The organism is Bacillus cereus group sp. Bc061, assembly GCF_027715825.1.
GTDB classification, from domain to species: domain Bacteria; phylum Bacillota; class Bacilli; order Bacillales; family Bacillaceae_G; genus Bacillus_A; species Bacillus_A paranthracis.
Genome location: NZ_JAQFTZ010000001.1, coordinates 1,780,570 through 1,799,930, shown reverse-complemented (window position 1 = coordinate 1,799,930; position 19,361 = coordinate 1,780,570). Strand labels below are relative to the sequence as shown.

Here is a 19,361-nt window from a genome sequence, read left to right as displayed (position 1 = left end):
AGAAATGCCTTGGTTCGGTTTAGGTGTATTTAAAGTAGAAGAAGGACCAGAACTTGTAGAAGCTGTAAAATCAGCGATTAAAGCAGGATACCGCAGCATCGATACAGCTGCGATTTATGGAAATGAAGCAGCTGTAGGTGAAGGAATTCGCGCTGGTATTGAAGCGACTGGAATTTCAAGAGAAGAATTATTTATCACTTCAAAAGTATGGAACGCAGATCAAGGATATGAAGAAACGATTGCTGCATATGAAGAGAGCTTAAAAAAATTAAAACTAGATTATTTAGATTTATACCTTGTTCACTGGCCTGTAGAAGGGAAATATAAAGATACGTGGAGAGCGTTAGAAACACTTTATAAAGAAAAGCGTGTACGTGCAATTGGCGTAAGTAACTTCCAAATCCATCATCTGCAAGATGTAATAAAAGATGCAGAAATTAAGCCAATGATCAACCAAGTAGAATACCACCCTCGTTTAACGCAAAAAGAGTTACAAGCTTTCTGTAAAGAACAAGGTATTCAAATGGAAGCATGGTCACCACTAATGCAAGGTCAATTATTAGATAACGAAACATTACAAGAGATTGCTGAGAAATACGGTAAAACAACAGCACAAGTGATTTTACGTTGGGATCTTCAAAATGGAGTAATTACAATTCCAAAATCAACGAAAGAACACCGTATTATTGCAAACGCTGATGTATTTAACTTTGAATTAACGAAAGAAGATATGGAAAAAATCGATGCGTTAAACCAAAATCACCGCGTTGGTCCAGATCCTGATAACTTTGATTTCTAAGATTAAAGAATGAGTAAAAAGAGTGCAAAGTTGCACTCTTTTTTATTTTCTATTCAATAAAATGTTTCTGTTTATTTGATTAGCGTTTATATTATGGCTGTTAAATTGCTTTTGGCTATGTAGAGAACTTACTCTAAGATAGTATTAAAGTTTGATATGTAATCATGCATTCTATAATATGTATGCTATAGCATGTATATTGCAAGTTATTTGGAGGTGGCATATGGACTTATATGAGTGAACAGGGTATCTTGTTCATCGCACTGATGTGAAATTAACAAAATATATAATGTAAGTTTTTAATCACATATTGATTATAAATTTTATCTTTTATATGCTATAGCATATAAAATTCGCCTCTTAAATTGTAATGGCGAAAATTTAAATAATACAGTAGATATATTATGAAACGAGGAGATTTTACTTATGGAAAAATTTATATTAGCGTTTGATAGAGAGCTTGTAATTGCAGAAAAAAAAGACTCAACATGGAGTGTCCAATCACAGTTTGTAGGTGCGAATCCAGTTGCGTTAGCTTTAGATCCATACGATTCAGAAAGAATGTATTGTGGTACTTTTGATAGAGGATTATGGAGAAGTAAAGATGGAGGAAGTTCATGGGAAGCGATTGGAACTTTACCTTCCTTCGGTGAAGTGTTCCCAGCTAATGCTATTCATATGAGAGCCATTACAGCAGTTTCTGTATCTCCAGCGAAGGGTGATGACGGTAACGGGATCGTATATGTAGGAACTGAACCGAGCGCCATGTTTGTATCCAAAAATGGAGGAGACAGTTTTGAATTGCTAACGGATTATCGACAAATGCCATCGTATTCATCATGGTTCTTTCCTCAAAGAACATATACGCACCACGTAAAACATATTGAAATTGATGCTAATAATCCAGAAACTATATATACAACGATTGAGGTTGGGGGATTAATTAAAAGTGTAGATGGAGGTAAGACGTGGACTGAGGAAAAAGAGGGGAACTACCCTCAAGATATTCACATTCTTACATCACATCGCAATGCTCCAAATCGTTTATACGGGGTGTTAGGTGATTCATTCTTGAAAGAACCAGGTCAAGAGTATGCGGAGAGTAATGATGGAGGTAAGACGTGGAACTATATGTGTAGTGGGCTAAAGCATCATTACGCATATCAAATGGCAGTTAATCCAAATGATCCGGAAAATATTATTATTGCGACATCTTCAAATCCACACGTAGCACACGATTACAATAATGGAAATTGTGAATCATATATTTATAAGAAAGAAAAAGATCAGCCTTGGACAGAAATGAATGCAGGTTTACCAACTCCTAAGGGCACAATCATACCAGTATTAAAGGCAACAAGTGATGGAACGTTCTATTTATTTAGTAATAAAGGGGTTTATAAGTCGGTAGATGGGGGTTCAAATTGGACGTCATTAGATATTCCATGGGAGAACAGATTTATGGAACAACACCCTTATGAGATGTTAATTATTAAATAAGTAATGAGTATAATTTTTACAACTATTCATTAAGTATGGTTATTTGAATTGAATTTGAAAATGTAAAAAGCTAGGTAATGCGTTATTCGTGTTACCTGGCTTTTTGACTATCAATTTAAGGTTATTTTCATATTTGTGTAAATATGAAACAAGCAGGATACATGAATAGAGAATGGGTAAAATAATACCGAATGATCACTAGATTGTATCAATGATGCTATAAGAATTTTTTTAGGTAAACTGAAGCAATAAGCAGTGGTTTAGATTCAGAATGACTGGCAATTGGTGTTATGGAGTTCAATGGTTCAAAAATGAACTCATTTCAACTCATATTATCTTCGCAATGTAACATTTTGAAGAATATTAAAACTTAGGAGGAATTGAATTATGACAAAAGATTTCTATACTGCATTGAAAGAAAGACGTACTTACTATGGGATTAATAAAGAGGTACAAGTATCAGATGAAAAAATTAAAGAAATCGTGGAGTTTGCTGTGAAATATACTCCATCCGCTTTCAATTCTCAAACTGCGCGATTAGTTGTATTATTTGGTGAAGCTCATAATAAATTATGGGATATTACAACTGAAACATTAAGAAAAGTAGTTGGAGATGGAGATTTTTCAGGAACGCAACAAAAAATGGACTCTTTTAAAGCTGGTTATGGAACAGTACTATTCTTTGAAGATGAAGCTATTGTTAAATCGCTTCAAGAAAAATTTGCTGCATATGCTGAAAACTTCCCAATTTGGTCACACCAAGCATCAGGTATGCACCAATTAGTCGTGTGGACAGGTTTAGAAGCAGAGGGGTTAGGGGCATCTTTACAACATTATAATCCATTAATCGACGATGAGGTAAAACAAGAATGGAATGTTCCTTCTAATTGGAAACTAATTGCACAAATGCCATTTGGTAATCCAACAGCTGCACCAGGAGAAAAAGAATTCCAACCGCTTGAAGAGCGTGTGAAATTTCATAAGTAATAAACGTTATTCATAAGGAATGAGTAAAAAGATCCTAGTTATGAATTCCATCACAAATGTAGCAATATGTATATTAAAAAACACGAAGACTTTAAAGTCTTCGTGTTTTTTTGTTCATGTTTGAAAGTGATAAAGGAGTATGATGGTTTTTAGTTAATTAGGATAAAAATAATCCTATAACTGTATGTAAGAATGTGTGATTTTACAACCTTTTCTATGATAAAAAAGATACTACTTTAGCAAATATAAAGAGTTAGAAATTATAGTTTATAGGGCACTTTTTTGTTCCTATGGAACTTTAAAGTGCGTAATTTTCTTTATCGTTAATATATATCATAATGGTATTTATTAGTTGGTTTTAGCTTTACTCTGCTGTTGATGTGATTTTTTAATTCCGTACAGAGTGCAATAGCTACATAATTTTCGTTTATACTCTTTTGAAAAAAGGGTGGATCAGCTTATTTTCTGTTAAAGATAAGAGAAATGAACCACAATATAAACGTAATTATTTATTCCAACGTAAGTCAATCATGTAGCACATGAATTTGGAGGGATCTATATGCATATGCAATTAAAAGGGAAAACAGCACTGGTTACTGGATCTACGGCAGGCATTGGAAAAGCAATTGCCACTTCATTAGTAGCGGAAGGAGCTACTGTACTTATTAATGGACGCCGTGAAGAAAATGTTAATCAAACGATAAACGAAATTCGAGCGCAGTATCCTGATGCCATTCTTCAACCTGTAGTAGCTGATTTAGGAACAGAACAAGGGTGCCAAAATGTGATTGAAAAGTACCCTGAAGTAGACATTCTTATTAACAACTTAGGAATTTTTGAACCTGTAGAATATTTTGATATCCGTGATGAAGATTGGTTTAAATTGTTTGAAGTCAATATTATGAGTGGTGTTCGACTTACTCGCTCGTACTTGAAAAAAATGATTGAAAGAAAAGAAGGAAGAGTTATCTTTATTGCTAGCGAAGCAGCTATTATGCCATCTCAAGAAATGGCTCATTATAGTGCGACTAAAACGATGCAACTCTCACTTTCTCGTAGTTTAGCTGAGCTGACGACAGGAACGAATGTGACTGTTAATACTATCATGCCTGGTTCGACTTTAACGGAAGGAGTGGAGACTATGTTAAATAGTCTTTATCCTAATGAGCAATTGACAATAGAAGAAGCTGAGAAGCGATTTATGAAAGAAAATCGACCAACCTCTATTATTCAAAGACTTATTCGACCAGAAGAAATTGCCAATCTTGTCACTTTCTTAAGCAGCCCACTATCTTCAGCGATTAATGGTTCCGCGTTGCGAATAGACGGGGGATTAGTACGTAGTGTATTTTAATAAATTTAAAACAATATAATATGCTGTTGAAGGTAAAGATGGTAAGGCAAATGAGTTGTATTTTACTTATTAACAGAAATATATATAAAGCAAATTGTGATATGAAAACAGCCGGATTTTCTACTATAAGAAAAATTCGGCTGTTATTTTTTTATTTGGTGTAAAGGATGGGAAGCTTTTAAGGTTGTGGCACGCCTCTTAAGACAAAGATAAGGCGAAGTGATCCTGCTGTTATTTGTATTATTTAGTGAAAGTTACCAAACGTTTTTCAACACTATTTTCCCTATTGCTTTATTTGATTCCAAATATTCATGTGCTTGTGCAATTTCATCAAACGTAAAAGTTTTCGAATCTAGCAATGGGCGAAGTTTTCCTTCTTCTACTATTTGCGTTAGTTTATTTAAAATTTCCCCACAAGCGTCACGTTTATCTGTATGTAATATTTTTAACGCCATAAAAGTAACGTGCAGAGAGAGTCCTTTTGCGTGTAAAGGAGAGAGGTCATGGGTTGAACGAGCTGCAATTGTTACGACAGTTCCGTTGATTGCAGCAGCTTCGAAAGAGTTATCGAGATTTTTGCCACCTACTGTATCAAATATAACTTCAAATCCGTTGCCATTCGTATGTTTTTGCACATATTCTTGAACAGATTCTTCTTTATAGTTAATAGCTACGTCAGCTCCGAGACGATGGGCTATTTCTATTTTGCTTTGCTGAGAAGCGGTTGTAAAAACTTTAGCACCAGCCCATTTAGCTAGTTGAATGGCTACGTGTCCTACGCCACCAGTAGCTCCATGAATGAGAACATTTTGACCAGGTTTAATATTTGCACGATCAAATAAAGATTCCCAAGCTGTAATTGCCACTAATGGTAGAGCAGCTGCTTCTTCCATTGTTATATTGTTAGGTTTGTGAGCAATTAATCGCGTATCAGCAAGCATAAACTCTGCAAGTGCACCACCAGTTTCTTTAAAACCTCCGGCACATCCGTATACTTCATCGCCAGCTTTGAATTTCGAAACACCTTCTCCTACTTCAATAACAATACCAGCTACATCGCCATGTAATATAGCTGGAAACTCAGGAGCGACTGCTGAAACGGCACCACTACGCATTTTCGTATCGATTGGATTTACACTTGTTGCTTTTACATCGATTAGAACATGACCTGGTAAAAGTTTTGGTTTTGAAACTTCTTCTAATTGAAATACAGATGAATCCCCAAAAGAATGGATAATTTGTGCTTTCATAGTTTATACCTCCTGTTTATGGTTATAGCATAGCAAAGTACGAAAAATAAGTATAATATTTTGAATTTGGTTAGTGAGAATTTTATATAGAGAAGGGGAAAGTACGTGAAATCATGTAACGTACTTGCAAAAGCAACAGTAAAGTTTTTTGAAGAAAGGATAGATGTTATTTTTGCAGCACGATTTATTCATTATGTTTATTACTACTTACTTAGTATAGGTACTTTTAAGTGCCTACATCACTTTAAAGTACGTACTGTTATTCATGTTATGGCCGATTTATAATAACACTCGTAGCACAAAGAAAGTTATGACGATGACAATCGGCAACAATGTGGTGCTACAGTATTGCTTATGAATTTTGAGAAGAAATATGAAAAGTATAGATTTATATAAATAAAGGAAAGTGAGTGAAACAAATGGAAAAGTTTGCGAATCATTTTGGATATAATCGTATGTTTGCGAAAGATCAGCTTACATTAGGAGTTCACATTCCGATTGAAAATTATCAGTTTCATGCTCCAACGATGGAAAAACAAGTAGAGTTAGTACAAAAAGCAGAACAATATGGTTTTACAGGTGTATGGCTTCGCGATGTTTTACTGCAAGACCCTGACTTTGGTGATCCTGCAACAGGTCAAATTTACGATATGATGATTTATTTAACGTATTTAGCAAGTAAAACAGAGAAAATCGCATTTGGAACGTCGGCAACCGTATTGTCACTTCGTCATCCATTGCGTGTAGCAAAAGAAATTGCTACATTAGATCAACTATTTCCAGAAAGAATTATGCTTGGCGTTTCATCCGGTGACAGACGTGCCGATTTCAAAGCGCTAGGTGTTAGTCATGAAACACGAGGTGAAAAGTTTAGAGAAGCGTTTGCTTACTTGGAAGAGATTTTGTATAAAAACTTCCCGTCTATCCAGTCGACACTAGGAGAAGTGAATGGAGCGAATTTGGTTCCAAAACCGTCTAAACGTGTTCCAACCTTTATTACAGGTTTTAGTCAGCAAAATATGGATTGGTTCGCTGAACATGGTGATGGATGGATGTACTACCCACGTAGTCCAGTGCATCAGGCAGCAGCAATTGGACAATGGAGAGAACTAGTAGAGGATTATCATCCAGATGTATTTAAACCATTTATCCAACCGATGCATTTAGACTTATCTGAAGATCCAAATGAACGTCCTACACCGATACGTTTAGGTTACCGTACAGGGCGTAAGGCACTAATTGAATTACTTGATATATATAAAAGTATTGGTGTGAATCATTTATTCCTTGCTCTATTTGATGGTCAACGTCCAGCTGACGAAGTATTGGATGAGCTAGGAGAAGAAGTACTACCTCATTTCCCAGCATTGTAAAGGAGTGAAAAGAATGAAAGCGATAGGACTTATGCAATATGGAGATAAAAGCGTACTACAAGAGATTGAAATGCAGACACCGCTATTAGGAGACACCGATGTACTAATTGAAGTATATGCAGCTGGTATAAATCCCGTGGATTGGAAAATACGTGAAGGTTTACTGCAAGACGTAATTTCTTATGACTTCCCGCTCGTTTTAGGATGGGATGTTGCAGGTGTAGTTGCTGCTATAGGGCCAAACGTAACAGCATGTAAAGTGGGGGATGAAGTATATAGTCGTCCGGATATTGAACGAAACGGTGCTTATGCAGAGTACGTGGCTGTAGATGAGAAATATGTGGCGAAAAAACCGAGGAATTTATCTTTTGAAGAGGCGGCATCAATCCCTCTTGTAGGTTTGACAAGTTGGCAAAGCTTAGTGAAGTTCGCAAATGTTCAAAAAGGTAATAAGGTTTTAATTCATGCTGGATCTGGCGGAATTGGTACGTTTGCTATTCAGCTAGCGAAAAGTTTCGGTGCACATGTTGCAACTACGACTAGTACGAAAAACATGCAGTTTGTAAAGGATCTAGGCGCTGATACTGTCGTCGATTACAAAACAGAAGACTTTTCTTCGCTTTTGCATAATTACAATATTGTTTTTGATGTGTTAGGCGGAGATGTACTAAAGGATAGTTATAAAGTGCTTGCACCAAATGGAAAGTTAGCGTCTATTTATGGTCCGAAAGGTATGGAAATTCCGCAAACCGAGATATCAAGAGAGAAAAATATTGAGAGTGACCATATATTTACTGAACCTAACGGATATGAACTTTCTCTTATTACAGAATTAATTGAGGACGGGAAGATTAAACCCGTTGTAACGCATGTGTTGCCTTTACATGTAGAAGGTGTAAAAAAAGCACACCACATAAGTGAGTCAGAGCGTGCTCGTGGCAAAATAGTATTGAAGAAACATTGGTAAAGTATGAGGTTTTAGAGACAGTATTGTGCTAAGTAGCAAATGAGTTTATATATTCTATTCTAGCAATTGTTTTAAAAGGGAGAGAACAAATGGATTCAATGACATTTCTTTTATTTGGAGCGACAGGGGATTTAGCGAAACGCAAAATTTACCCTGCTTTATACAAATTATTTAGTAATGGGAATATACCGCAATCTATTTCTATTATCGGTATTGGTAGAAGGGTAATGTCAGATGTGGAATTTCAAACAAAGGTAGAACAATCCCTTGCTACATTTTCTAGAAGATCTACTGATGACGAATTAGGAGTAGAAGAATTTATTAGCACATTTCGTTATTGTCAATTAAATACAGCGAATATAGAGGACTATCAAGATTTGTTGAGTCTTGTAAAGAGACGTGAAACAGAATTGAACATTCCTGAAGACCGCATGTTTTACCTATCTGTTATACCAGAAGTATTTGATGTCATTGCTTTAAATATTAAGGAAAGTGGATTGTGGGCTACAAAAGGATTGAACCGTCTTATTATAGAGAAGCCTTTTGGTCATCATGTAACGTCTGCTCACGAGTTTAACGAAAAATTAATTGAAGATTTTGATGAAACTGATATTTTTTATATCGATCATTATCTTTGAAAATGAGTGGTAACTAAGGATAAACTTAGAAAAGTATTACGAAATAAATAGTATGTAATTTAAGACATTTTTATTGACGATAATAATATATGTGGTTAATATACTAGACATAAGATTATTTAATTACTAAAAGTAATTAAATATATGTTATTTCGTAAAGTATTATAAATAAGTAAGTCGTGGTAGAAACGCTTTGAATTGCTACTATTAATATTGGGGACAATTAGAAAGCGAAAGGTATAAAAAGAATTGGAATTTGATAACTCTTTGTTTTTTATAAAAACATGAGCTTCTGTACAATTCATTTTTAATATATTGACCAGGATTATACAACAAGAGGGGGACTGAAATTGGAATCAATGACCTTTGTTTTATTTGGAGCGACAGGGGACCTAGCGAAACGCAAAATTTACCCCGCACTATATAACTTATATAGAGATCAAAAGCTTCCAAAGCAAATATCCGTTATCGGGCTTGGGAGACGTGAAGTATCTCATGTAGATTTTCAAAAAAGAATAAAAGAATCAATAGAGACGTTTTCTCGTCATAGAGAAGAAGGTACTCCAGAACTCGAAGGTTTTTTAGATAATTTTCGCTATTGTCCATTAGATGTGAGTAAGCCGGAAGACTATGAGAGATTATTACAAGTCGTTCGTGAAAGGGAAGAAGAACTACATATAAAAGGGAATAGAATGTTCTATCTTTCCGTTGCTCCTGAATTTTTTGAGACAATCGCTTTAAATATTAAGGAAAGCGGACTTGATAAAACGGATGGATGGAAACGCCTAATGATTGAGAAACCGTTCGGGCACGACCTTACATCTGCTCGTGAGCTGAATGATAAGCTTAGTCGCACGTTTGAAGAAGACGAGATATATCGTATTGATCATTATTTAGGTAAGCCGATGATTCAAAACCTTGAAGCACTAGAGTTTGCAAATCCTGTTTTACAATCGATTTGGAATAAAGAACATATAGCAAATGTACAAATCACAGCGAGTGAAACAGTTGGGGTTGAAGAAAGGGCAGGATATTATGATCAGGCAGGAGCCATTCGAGATATGGTTCAAAATCATATGTTACAAATATTAATGATGACTGCTATGAATTTGCCGGAAAAGGTTAATGCATGTGAAATTCGAGAGGAAAAGCGAAAGGTAATGGAGGCGCTTCGTAAAGTGAAAAAAGAAGACGTTCAAAACCATATCATTCGCGGACAATATGGTGCAGGTGAGATAAATGGCGGGCAAGTTGTAGCATATAAAGAGGAGCCAGGAGTAAATCCTTCTTCTAATATAGACACATTTGTTGCTGCTCGCTTGTGGATCGATAATCCATTTTGGACTGGCGTTCCCTTTTATATACGAACAGGCAAACGAATGAAAGAAAAGTCTACTCGTATTGTAATCGAATTTAAAAATACGTTAAAACAGCAATATCAAGATAGTAATCCAAATGCAGCACCTAACTTGTTAATAATTGAAATTAGCCCAGGTGAGAACGTTTCATTACAGTTAAATAGTAAAAATCCATTGAAAAATGGAGAAATTGAACCGATCCGTATTAACTTTACTTGTGAGCAAGCGGATGTGGGAGTACCTGAAGCGTATGAAAGACTCATTCACGATGCTGTGAGTGGAGACGCTACATTCTTTGCACATTGGAGAGAAGTTGAATTGTCATGGGAATGGGTACAACCAATTCTTGAAGCATTCGAGGAAAACTTATTACCACTTCATGAATATGAGTCTGGTTCATATGGTCCAGAGGCATCTAATGAATTATTGCAAGAAAGTGGATTTAAATGGTGGTTAGATCAAGAAACGAAAAAATAAGTACTTTCTTTCATGAAAGCATGTAGGGGGACGATTACTATGACACAAAACATAAATCAATTAGCAGTGAATACAATTCGTACGTTATCAATTGATGCTATTAATGCGGCAAATTCAGGTCATCCAGGTCTTCCGATGGGAGCAGCGCCAATGGCTTATGCATTATGGGCGAATCATTTAAATCATAATCCTAATCATCCAAAATGGTTTAACCGTGATCGCTTCGTTTTATCGGCGGGACATGGATCTAGCTTATTATATAGCCTACTTCATTTAGCTGGATATGACGTTTCAATTGATGACTTGAAAAACTTCAGAAAGTTAAATAGTAAAACACCAGGTCATCCTGAGTTTGGTCACACTTCTGGAGTTGAAGCGACGACAGGACCGTTAGGACAAGGGATTGCGAATGCTGTCGGAATGGCAATGGCAGAAGCGCATTTAGCGGCGAAGTTCAATAAGGATGGTCACTCTATTATTGATCACAATACGTACGCTTTAGTTGGAGACGGTGATTTAATGGAAGGTGTCGCTTATGAAGCGATGTCAATGGCAGGACATATGAAACTTGGCAAGTTAATTGTGCTGTATGATTCAAATGAAATTTCACTTGATGGTGAATTAAACATTGCTTTCTCTGAAGATATGCAGAAAAGAGTAGAATCTGCACATTGGCAATATGTAAGAGTTGAAGATGGAAACGATGTTGATGCGATTACAAAAGCGATTCAATTAGCGAAAGATAATACGGACCAACCTACTCTTATAGAAATTAGAACCATTATAGGTTACGGAAGTCCAAAAGTTGCTGGAACGAACAAAGCACATGGTAACCCGCTTGGAGTAGAAGAAGCGACAGCGACAAAACAAGTGTATGGTTGGCATTATGAAGAAGACTTCTTTGTACCTGAAGAAGTAACAGCTCATTTTAATGAACTGAAACAAAAAGGTATTGAAAAAGAAAATGGCTGGAATGAGCAGTTCAACTTATACAGAGAGTCAAACCCTGCACTAGCAGATGAATTAGAAAAAGCGATTACAGGTGAAGTTTTAATCGAAGCGAAAGACATTTTATCCTTCGATACTGAAAAAACGATTTCAACTCGTGTTGCAAGTGGGGAAGCTATTAATCATTATGTGAAATCGATTCCTTCTATTTTCGGTGGAAGTGCAGATCTTTCTCATTCTACGATGACAGATATAAAAGGTGAAGCAGTGTATGCGGTAGAATCGTATGCTGGCCGAAATATATACTTCGGTGTACGTGAACATGCAATGGGCGCAGCAGCGAATGGACTGGCTCTTCATGGAGGAGTAAAACCGTTCGTGAGTACATTCTTTGTATTTAATGACTATCTTCGTCCATCTATTCGACTGGCTGCATTGCAAAAGTTACCTGTTACGTACGTATTTACACATGATTCGATTGCTGTAGGAGAAGATGGTCCAACGCATGAACCTATTGAACATTTAGCAGCTCTTCGGGCAATTCCTGGTTTAACAGTTATCCGTCCGTCAGATGCAAATGAAACAGCAAGTGCGTGGGCGTATGCTTTACAGCAAACGGATGGTCCAGTCGTTTTAGTACTGAGCCGTCAAAATTTACCGGTGTTTCATGAAACGAAAGCAAACATAGAGAATCTTTCTAAAGGGGCTTACGTATTAACACAAACGAATGAAAATCCGGATGTAATTTTAATTGCGACAGGTTCTGAAGTATCCTTAGCTGCTAGTGCAAAAGCGAAACTAGAAGAAGACAATGTCTCTGTTCGCATCGTTGCAATGCCAAGTTGGGAGTTATTCGATCGTCAATCGAATGAATATAAAGAATCCGTTCTTCCGTCTTCTGTAACGAAACGAGTATCTCTTGAGATGGGTGTATCTCTCGGGTGGGAGCGTTATGTAGGACAAGAAGGAAAAGTACTATCAATTGAAACATTTGGAGCTTCAGGAACTGGTGCTGAAGTCATGAATCTATTTGGATTTACGACAGAAAATGTTGTTCAAATTACAAAAAATGTATTGAATTCTTAAGCTATGACTGTGAATACCTTTCCGTACATATCAGTGCTGCAAGGTATTCCAGATTGTAGTGATATGAATTTTTAATAAAAGATGATTTGAGGAGGAATTATATTATGCAAGTAGGATTAATTGGCTTAGGTAAAATGGGATTAAACTTAGGGAAAAATTTAATCGATCATAAACATGAAGTAGCAGCATTTGACTTGAATGCAAGTGCAGTGGAAGAAATGAAAGAGTACGGGGCAACAGGTGTATCTAGTTTAAATGAACTTGTTCAGTCATTACAATCACCAAGAGTTCTTTGGGTTATGGTACCACACGCTGTTGTAGATTCTGTTATCGATGAGGTTACACCACTTTTATCAAAAGGAGACATTTTAATTGAAGCGGGTAATTCACATTATAAAGAGTCTATTCGCCGATATGAGCAACTAAAGAAAGATGGTATTCACTTTATGGATGCAGGAACTTCTGGCGGAATGGAAGGCGCTCGTAATGGTGCTTGTTATATGATCGGAGGAGATCAAGAAGCTTGGGATATCGTTGAACCTATCTTCCGAGATACTGCTGTAGAAAATGGATTCTTATATGCTGGAAAAGCTGGTAGTGGTCACTTCTTAAAAATGGTTCACAACGGAATTGAATACGGTATGATGGCTGCTATTGGTGAAGGATTTGAGATTCTAGAGAAAAGTGAATTTGACTATGATTATGAAAAAGTATCAAGAGTATGGAACAACGGTTCAGTAATCCGTTCATGGTTAATGGAATTAACAGAAAATGCATTTTCTAAAGATGCAAAACTAGATGAAATTAAGGGTGTTATGCATTCTTCTGGTGAAGGAAAATGGACAGTAGAAACAGCATTAGACCTTCAAACAGCAACTCCTGTTATCGCAATGTCGTTATTAATGCGCTACCGCTCATTAGACAATGATACATTTACAGGAAAAGTAGTAGCAGCTCTGCGCAATGAATTTGGCGGACATGCAGTAGAAAAGAAATAAACATCTTAAAAATTTAACTCATTGACGTTTAAAAAATGGAGGGAATTAATCATGAAATTTTTTATTGATACTGCAAATCTTGAGGACATAAAAAAAGCATATAAACTTGGAGTTTTAGCTGGTGTTACAACGAATCCTTCTTTAGTAGCAAAAGAGGGCATTAAATTTGAAGACCGTATCGCAGAAATTTGTCAGGCAGTTCCTAAAGTTGAATCTGTTTCGGCAGAAGTAACGCCAGATGCTGTGACGGCTGAAGAAATGATTGCTCAAGCAGAAGAGTTGATTAAGATTAACGGCGGCGATGAGAAAGTTACAATAAAACTTCCAATGACGCTAGCAGGATTAGAAGCTTGTCGCTATCTTACTGAAAAAGGTGTGAAAACGAACGTTACACTTATTTTCACTGTGAACCAAGCACTTTTAGCTGCCAGAGCAGGTGCAACGTATGTTTCTCCATTTTTAGGACGTTTAGATGATATTTCTGAAGATGGCGTATTATTAGTTGCTAAAATTGCTGAATTATTCGATGTTCACCAATTAGATACACAAATTATTGCGGCTTCTGTTAGACATCCAGATCATGTAACTCGTGTAGCGATGGCAGGTGCTCACATTGCAACAATCCCTTATAAAGTAATTGAACAACTTGCTATGCACCCATTAACAGATCAAGGTATTGAGAAGTTTGCTGCGGACTGGGCGAAAGCTCCTAAATTATAATGCATAAAAGTGAAGGAACTTTCCGAAAATTGCTTTTCATGAGAGGACAAATCCTAAGTAACTTCATCGTTTAAACGGGATCCCGAGTTTGTAGTCTTACTATGTGAAAACAGCAAGAGAAGAAAGCGTCATTAACTTTTAAAAAAGGAAAATTTGCTTACGCGAAGCGTTTATCACAATAACATTACAATTATGAAAGAGAAATCCCCTTATCAGAGAGATGAGTTAAAGTATATCTCTGATAAGGGAGATTCTTTTTATATAAATTATTATGTTGTGAAGATGAGTTGTATATCGATATATAAATTTTTACTCAAAAAAGAACTATATAGGTTCTTTTCATTGTATATCATTTTTGAAAGGGTTTACATAAAGGGGTGGAATTGCGTATGAATATGTACCTTTTAATGATTACATTATTATCAATTGTAATTGTTATTTTAGGGGTATCGTGGTGGAGATGGCACGCGTTTATTAGTTTAACGATTGCAAGTTTATTTTTAGCAATTATGTCTGGAATGCCAATGGATAAAATAGTGAGTGCTTATGAAACGGGAGTCGGAAGTGTTCTTGGGCATTTAGTAGGTATTTTAGTATTAGGTACAATTTTAGGGAAAATGATGGCAGAGTCAGGTGCTGGAATGCAGGTGGCAGAGTTCTTTATTAAATCCTTCGGAATAAAAAACTTACCATGGGCGATGTTAATTGCGGGTTTTATTATTGGAATTCCGGTGTTTTTTGAAGTAGGTATTTTAATATTATTGCCGTTAGTAATTTCTATTCATAAAACAACGAAACAAAATATTTTATTGATAGCATTACCAGCAATTGCTGGGTTATCTGTCGTACACGGCCTTGTTCCTCCGCATCCAGGGGCAATCGTTGCAATAGGTATTTATAAAGCGAATCTTGGGAAGGTATTATTGTATTCACTCATTATTACATTTTTTGCAGCGATTATTGCAGGTCCTATATTCGCTAAATGGATTCACAAACGTGTAATTCCTGAAAATGAGCCAGAATTGATTCGTGTAAATACAAAATCAACGAAATTACCAGGAATAGGAGTTTCGTTTTTAGTTATATTGTTACCTGTAATGTTAATGGTGTTAGCGGCAGCAGCTCCTTATGTTCCGCTTTCTACTACTTTGATGAAGATGGTCACCTTAATCGGTAGTCCTATCATTGCACTTTTGATTGCATGTTTTGCAGCGTTTTATTTTCTTGGATTTCGTCAAGGTATCGATAAAAAGGCTATTAAGAAGGTAACAGAAGATAGCTTATTACCAATCGGTTCAATCGTTGCGATTATTGGTGCCGGCGGGGGATTTAAGCAAATTCTTATCGATAGTGGTGTAGGGAATGCTATTGCTCAAATGTCTGAGCATTTAGCACTATCTCCAATTATATTAGCATTTATGGTAGCTGGATTAATTCGAATTGCGACAGGGTCAGCGACAGTCGCCTTAACAACAGCAGCGGGTATCGTTTCGCCAATCGTTGAAAATACGACAGGTGTGAATTTAGAATTACTCGTCATTGCAACGGGTGCAGGAGCATTAATGTTTTCTCACGTAAACGATGCTGGGTTCTGGATGGTAAAAGAATACCTAGGTTTAACAGTGAAAGAAACATTTAAAACATGGACGGTATTAGAAACATTACTTTCATTTATCGCTTTTGGAGGAGTTTTACTACTCGATATGTTTGTTTAAAATAAGGATGTTTTTATAGTGGGATACTGTAGTAATTTTTTGTTAGGAGGAAGAAATGGTGAGTTCAAAATATATGATTGGTGTAGACATTGGGACAACTAGTACAAAATCAGTTCTATTTTCTACGGATGGATCTGTTATTGCAAGTCATGGAATTGAATATCCTTTATATTCTCCTACGCCGGAAACAGCAGAACAAGACCCAGAAGAAATTTTTCGTGCAGTAATACATACGATTAAAGAAACTGTACAGTCAAGTAGTGTACAGCCGCATGATATTCTTTGTGTTTCTTTTAGTTCGGCAATGCATAGTATCATTGCTGTAGATGAGAAGGGAAAGCCGTTAACGAGATGTATTACTTGGGCAGATAATAGAAGTGCAAGCTGGGCAGAGAAAATAAAGAATGATATGAATGGTCATGAAATTTATTTGCGGACTGGGACACCAATTCATCCGATGTCACCACTTTCGAAATTAGTTTGGTTACAGAATGAACAGGCAGAATTGTTCGCAAAAACTTATAAATTTATTTCTATTAAAGAGTATGTTTTTTATAAGTTATATAAGGAGTATGTAATTGATTATTCTATAGCATCAGCGACAGGAATGTTCAATTTGAAATCTTTAAAATGGGATGAAGAGGCTTTACGTGTAGCGGGCATTACAGATGATAAGCTTTCTAAACTTGTTCCAACGACGCACAGCTTAACAGGATTAGATGAGGAGCTTGCCAAAGAAATGAATGTACTTGTTTCTACTCCATTTGTAGTAGGAGCGAGTGATGGAGTCCTATCCAATTTAGGTGTAAATGCAATAGATCCTGGCGTTGTTGCTGTGACAATTGGTACAAGCGGTGCGATACGTGCTGTAACAAATCGTCCTGTAACAGATCCAAAAGGTAGAATTTTTTGTTACGCCTTAACTGAAGACCATTGGGTAATTGGTGGACCGGTTAATAACGGTGGTATGATTTTCAGATGGGCTCGTGATCAATTAGGTACTTCAGAGATTGAGCTTGCGAAGCGTTTAGGAAAAGATCCATATGAAGTGCTTACTGAAATAGCAGCAAAAGTGAGTCCGGGGTCCGACGGTTTATTATTTCATCCGTATTTAGCAGGAGAAAGAGCTCCTTTATGGAATGCAAATGCACGAGGATCTTTCTTCGGACTTGGATTGCATCATAAGAAAGAACATCTTATCCGTGCTGTTTTAGAAGGAGTAATTTATAATTTATACACCGTTCTTCTCGCTTTAAAAGAACTCATTGGTGAACCGAAAAAAATTCAAGCGACAGGTGGTTTTGCAAGATCGGAACTTTGGAGACAGATGATGGCGGATATTTTCCATCAAGACGTATATGTTCCAGAAAGTTTCGAAAGCTCTTGCCTAGGAGCTGCAATCCTCGGTTTATATAGTTTAGGTGAAATAGATACATTATGCGTAGTATCTGAAATGGTAGGTGCGAATTTCCACCATGAACCAAACATGGAAAGTGTGGAAAAATATAAAGATTTAACACCGATTTATATTCGTCTGTCCCGTCAATTGGAGGAAGAATATGAAAGTATAGCAGCGTACCAAAAAAAGTGGGTTTAAAAGCTATTTAACAAGAAAATATGGTAACGTATAAAGAGGTACTCTAATTTTTTAGGATACTCTTTCAACATAAAACATTATAGGAAGTAAGATGAATGAAAAATATAGGGAGAGAGGGTTATGAAAATGAAGGATAATAAAGAGTTTATTGGATATGTTGGAACTTACACGAAAGAAAAAAGTGCAGGAATATATAAGTTTATTTTAGACACGGAAGCAAAGAAAATTAGTAATGTAACACTTGCGGCCAAGCTGGATAATCCTACATATGTAACGATTAACCGAAAGAATGAATATCTCTATTCCGTTGTTAAGGAAGGAGAATCTGGTGGTGTAGCTGCGCATTCGATTGATAGTAAAACTGGAGAGCTAAAGGAGAAAAATAGACAAGTGGTAGAAGGGGCTTCTCCTTGTCATGTGAGTGTTGATAGTGGGACTCACACGGTAGTTACAGCAAATTATCATAAAGGAACGATTGAGTCTTTCGCAGTAAATGAAGAAGATGGATCTGTAAATCCTGCGACCTCTATTATAACGCATAAAGGTTCAGGTCTGAATAAAGAAAAACAAGAGAAACCACATGCGCATTACGCAGGATATACGCCTGATGAAAAATATGTGGTAGGTGTTGATTTAGGGATAGATAAAATAATTACGTATGAAATAAAAGATAGTGTATTAAAAGAAGTGAATAGCTTGGCTGTAAATCCAGGAAGTGGTCCGAGACATATTACTTTTCATCCAAATGGAAAGTATGCGTATGTGATGACGGAGCTTAGTTCAGAGGTTATTGTGTTAACATATAATCCGGCAGAAGGAGCTTTTACAGAAGTACAGTATATTTCTACTATTCCTGCCGCGTTTGATGAAAATAATCAAGGAAGTGCGATTCATATTTCTTCTGACGGCCAGTTTGTATATGCAGGCAATCGTGGTCATAATAGTATCGCTGTTTTCAGTGTGGATCAAAACTCAGGTGAGCTTACATTTGTGGAACACACATCTACAGAAGGAAATTGGCCAAGAGACTTTGTATTAGATCCTACTGAAAAGTTCCTTATTGCTTCAAATGAAAAGTCGCATAATCTTGTATTATTTTCAAGAAATGAAACGACAGGGAAGTTAACACTTTTACAATCTGACGTTGCTGTGCCAGAGCCTGTTTGTGTGAAGTTTTTAAATGCTTAAGTTGTGTTGAAGCTGAATGCATGCAGAGGTGTCGTTATTTGTCGGTAAGTCGATATCCTTTGTCGAAACGTCGATATATTAAAAAAATCGTTGATATATTTGAATTTGTGTTCGATATATTTGAAAAAATCGTTGATATAATTTCATATGCCTAAAAAAAGCAAAGCGATATCGCTTTGCTTTTTACTGTTTCTTTTTCGGTCTACGTACTAACTCGCCGCCGCAGTTTGGGCAAACGTTATGTCTTTCTTCTGTACATGGTGCGCAAAATGTACATTCATATACGCAAATGTATGCTTCAGAATCTTGCTCCAGCGATTGATCGCAAATTTGACAGTTTGTTTTCATTTGTAGTGCCATAGTATTGCTCCTTTTTGTTTGAATTTTTATAATTTAATGATAATGT

At 36.3% G+C, this 19,361-nt stretch carries 17 protein-coding genes; 15 read left to right on the top strand and 2 right to left on the bottom strand.

Annotated features, from left to right (window positions below; all coding sequences use genetic code 11):
- The 4 genes from PDQ40_RS09340 to PDQ40_RS09325 form a co-directional block, all read left to right on the top strand.
- Positions 1-799 (top strand): aldo/keto reductase (locus tag PDQ40_RS09340; RefSeq protein WP_270691394.1); only part of this gene is annotated, 799 nt, incomplete at its 5' end.
- Between the two features lie 426 nt (positions 800-1,225).
- On the top strand, positions 1,226-2,299 hold the full coding sequence (locus tag PDQ40_RS09335; RefSeq protein ID WP_000410429.1) for a WD40/YVTN/BNR-like repeat-containing protein: 1,074 nt from the start codon (positions 1,226-1,228) through the stop codon (positions 2,297-2,299).
- 387 nt (positions 2,300-2,686) lie between these two features.
- On the top strand, positions 2,687-3,286 hold the full coding sequence (locus PDQ40_RS09330; RefSeq protein ID WP_000158947.1) for a nitroreductase family protein: 600 nt from the start codon (positions 2,687-2,689) through the stop codon (positions 3,284-3,286).
- A 559-nt stretch (positions 3,287-3,845) separates the two neighbouring features.
- Complete coding sequence (locus PDQ40_RS09325) at positions 3,846-4,640, top strand: SDR family NAD(P)-dependent oxidoreductase (RefSeq protein ID WP_000551093.1); 795 nt, start codon at positions 3,846-3,848, stop codon at positions 4,638-4,640.
- Positions 4,641-4,894: 254 nt separating this feature from the next.
- Here PDQ40_RS09325 and PDQ40_RS09320 read toward each other — a convergent pair whose 3' ends face one another.
- Positions 4,895-5,890 carry a zinc-dependent alcohol dehydrogenase family protein gene (locus tag PDQ40_RS09320; protein ID WP_000647245.1) on the bottom strand — a complete coding sequence of 332 codons (996 nt, stop codon included), beginning with the start codon at positions 5,888-5,890 and terminating at the stop codon, positions 4,895-4,897.
- Between the two features lie 105 nt (positions 5,891-5,995).
- Here PDQ40_RS09320 and PDQ40_RS09315 point away from each other — a divergent pair, with 105 nt between their 5' ends.
- The 11 genes from PDQ40_RS09315 to PDQ40_RS09265 all read left to right on the top strand — a co-directional run bounded on the left by PDQ40_RS09315 (position 5,996) and on the right by PDQ40_RS09265 (position 18,955).
- On the top strand, positions 5,996-6,175 hold the full coding sequence (locus PDQ40_RS09315; RefSeq protein ID WP_000833784.1) for a hypothetical protein: 180 nt from the start codon (positions 5,996-5,998) through the stop codon (positions 6,173-6,175).
- Positions 6,176-6,309: 134 nt separating this feature from the next.
- A complete protein-coding gene (locus PDQ40_RS09310; RefSeq protein WP_000410338.1) occupies positions 6,310-7,263 on the top strand; it encodes an LLM class oxidoreductase in 954 nt (317 codons plus the stop codon).
- A gap of 13 nt (positions 7,264-7,276) precedes the next feature.
- On the top strand, positions 7,277-8,230 hold the full coding sequence (locus tag PDQ40_RS09305; RefSeq protein WP_000643802.1) for an NADP-dependent oxidoreductase: 954 nt from the start codon (positions 7,277-7,279) through the stop codon (positions 8,228-8,230).
- 89 nt (positions 8,231-8,319) lie between these two features.
- Entirely contained in the window at positions 8,320-8,868 is a 549-nt protein-coding gene (locus PDQ40_RS09300) for a glucose-6-phosphate dehydrogenase (protein ID WP_073541241.1), read from the top strand.
- A 350-nt stretch (positions 8,869-9,218) separates the two neighbouring features.
- A complete protein-coding gene (zwf, locus tag PDQ40_RS09295; RefSeq protein ID WP_000445343.1) occupies positions 9,219-10,703 on the top strand; it encodes a glucose-6-phosphate dehydrogenase in 1,485 nt (494 codons plus the stop codon).
- A 39-nt stretch (positions 10,704-10,742) separates the two neighbouring features.
- A complete protein-coding gene (gene tkt, locus PDQ40_RS09290) occupies positions 10,743-12,737 on the top strand; it encodes a transketolase (protein WP_000193024.1) in 1,995 nt (664 codons plus the stop codon).
- 104 nt (positions 12,738-12,841) lie between these two features.
- Complete coding sequence (gene gnd / locus PDQ40_RS09285) at positions 12,842-13,735, top strand: phosphogluconate dehydrogenase (NAD(+)-dependent, decarboxylating) (protein WP_071743309.1); 894 nt, start codon at positions 12,842-12,844, stop codon at positions 13,733-13,735.
- A 51-nt stretch (positions 13,736-13,786) separates the two neighbouring features.
- Positions 13,787-14,455, top strand: coding sequence for a fructose-6-phosphate aldolase (fsa, locus tag PDQ40_RS09280; protein ID WP_000667676.1), 669 nt, complete (start codon positions 13,787-13,789; stop codon positions 14,453-14,455).
- Positions 14,456-14,844: 389 nt separating this feature from the next.
- A complete protein-coding gene (gene gntP / locus PDQ40_RS09275) occupies positions 14,845-16,170 on the top strand; it encodes a gluconate permease GntP (protein WP_001057619.1) in 1,326 nt (441 codons plus the stop codon).
- A 55-nt stretch (positions 16,171-16,225) separates the two neighbouring features.
- Positions 16,226-17,767: a gluconokinase gene (gene gntK / locus PDQ40_RS09270; RefSeq protein WP_000254935.1), complete on the top strand. Its 1,542-nt coding sequence runs from the start codon at positions 16,226-16,228 to the stop codon at positions 17,765-17,767.
- A 120-nt stretch (positions 17,768-17,887) separates the two neighbouring features.
- Complete coding sequence (locus PDQ40_RS09265) at positions 17,888-18,955, top strand: lactonase family protein (protein ID WP_001992931.1); 1,068 nt, start codon at positions 17,888-17,890, stop codon at positions 18,953-18,955.
- A gap of 183 nt (positions 18,956-19,138) precedes the next feature.
- Here PDQ40_RS09265 and PDQ40_RS09260 read toward each other — a convergent pair whose 3' ends face one another.
- Positions 19,139-19,315, bottom strand: a complete 177-nt coding sequence (locus PDQ40_RS09260; protein WP_001207874.1) for a DUF1272 domain-containing protein — start codon at positions 19,313-19,315, stop codon at positions 19,139-19,141.
- Between the last annotated feature and the right edge of the window lie 46 nt (positions 19,316-19,361).

Excerpts from the sequence above, each read along its gene's own strand:
- PDQ40_RS09335 (WP_000410429.1), top strand. The coding sequence starts at position 1,226 with ATGGAAAAATTTATATTAGCGTTTGATAGAGAGCTTGTAATTGCAGAA.
- PDQ40_RS09330 (WP_000158947.1), top strand. The coding sequence starts at position 2,687 with ATGACAAAAGATTTCTATACTGCATTGAAAGAAAGACGTACTTACTAT.
- PDQ40_RS09325 (WP_000551093.1), top strand. The coding sequence starts at position 3,846 with ATGCATATGCAATTAAAAGGGAAAACAGCACTGGTTACTGGATCTACG.
- PDQ40_RS09320 (WP_000647245.1), bottom strand. The coding sequence starts at position 5,890 with ATGAAAGCACAAATTATCCATTCTTTTGGGGATTCATCTGTATTTCAA.
- PDQ40_RS09310 (WP_000410338.1), top strand. The coding sequence starts at position 6,310 with ATGGAAAAGTTTGCGAATCATTTTGGATATAATCGTATGTTTGCGAAA.
- PDQ40_RS09305 (WP_000643802.1), top strand. The coding sequence starts at position 7,277 with ATGAAAGCGATAGGACTTATGCAATATGGAGATAAAAGCGTACTACAA.
- PDQ40_RS09300 (WP_073541241.1), top strand. The coding sequence starts at position 8,320 with ATGGATTCAATGACATTTCTTTTATTTGGAGCGACAGGGGATTTAGCG.
- tkt (WP_000193024.1), top strand. The coding sequence starts at position 10,743 with ATGACACAAAACATAAATCAATTAGCAGTGAATACAATTCGTACGTTA.
- gnd (WP_071743309.1), top strand. The coding sequence starts at position 12,842 with ATGCAAGTAGGATTAATTGGCTTAGGTAAAATGGGATTAAACTTAGGG.
- fsa (WP_000667676.1), top strand. The coding sequence starts at position 13,787 with ATGAAATTTTTTATTGATACTGCAAATCTTGAGGACATAAAAAAAGCA.
- gntP (WP_001057619.1), top strand. The coding sequence starts at position 14,845 with ATGAATATGTACCTTTTAATGATTACATTATTATCAATTGTAATTGTT.
- gntK (WP_000254935.1), top strand. The coding sequence starts at position 16,226 with ATGGTGAGTTCAAAATATATGATTGGTGTAGACATTGGGACAACTAGT.
- PDQ40_RS09265 (WP_001992931.1), top strand. The coding sequence starts at position 17,888 with ATGAAAATGAAGGATAATAAAGAGTTTATTGGATATGTTGGAACTTAC.
- PDQ40_RS09260 (WP_001207874.1), bottom strand. The coding sequence starts at position 19,315 with ATGGCACTACAAATGAAAACAAACTGTCAAATTTGCGATCAATCGCTG.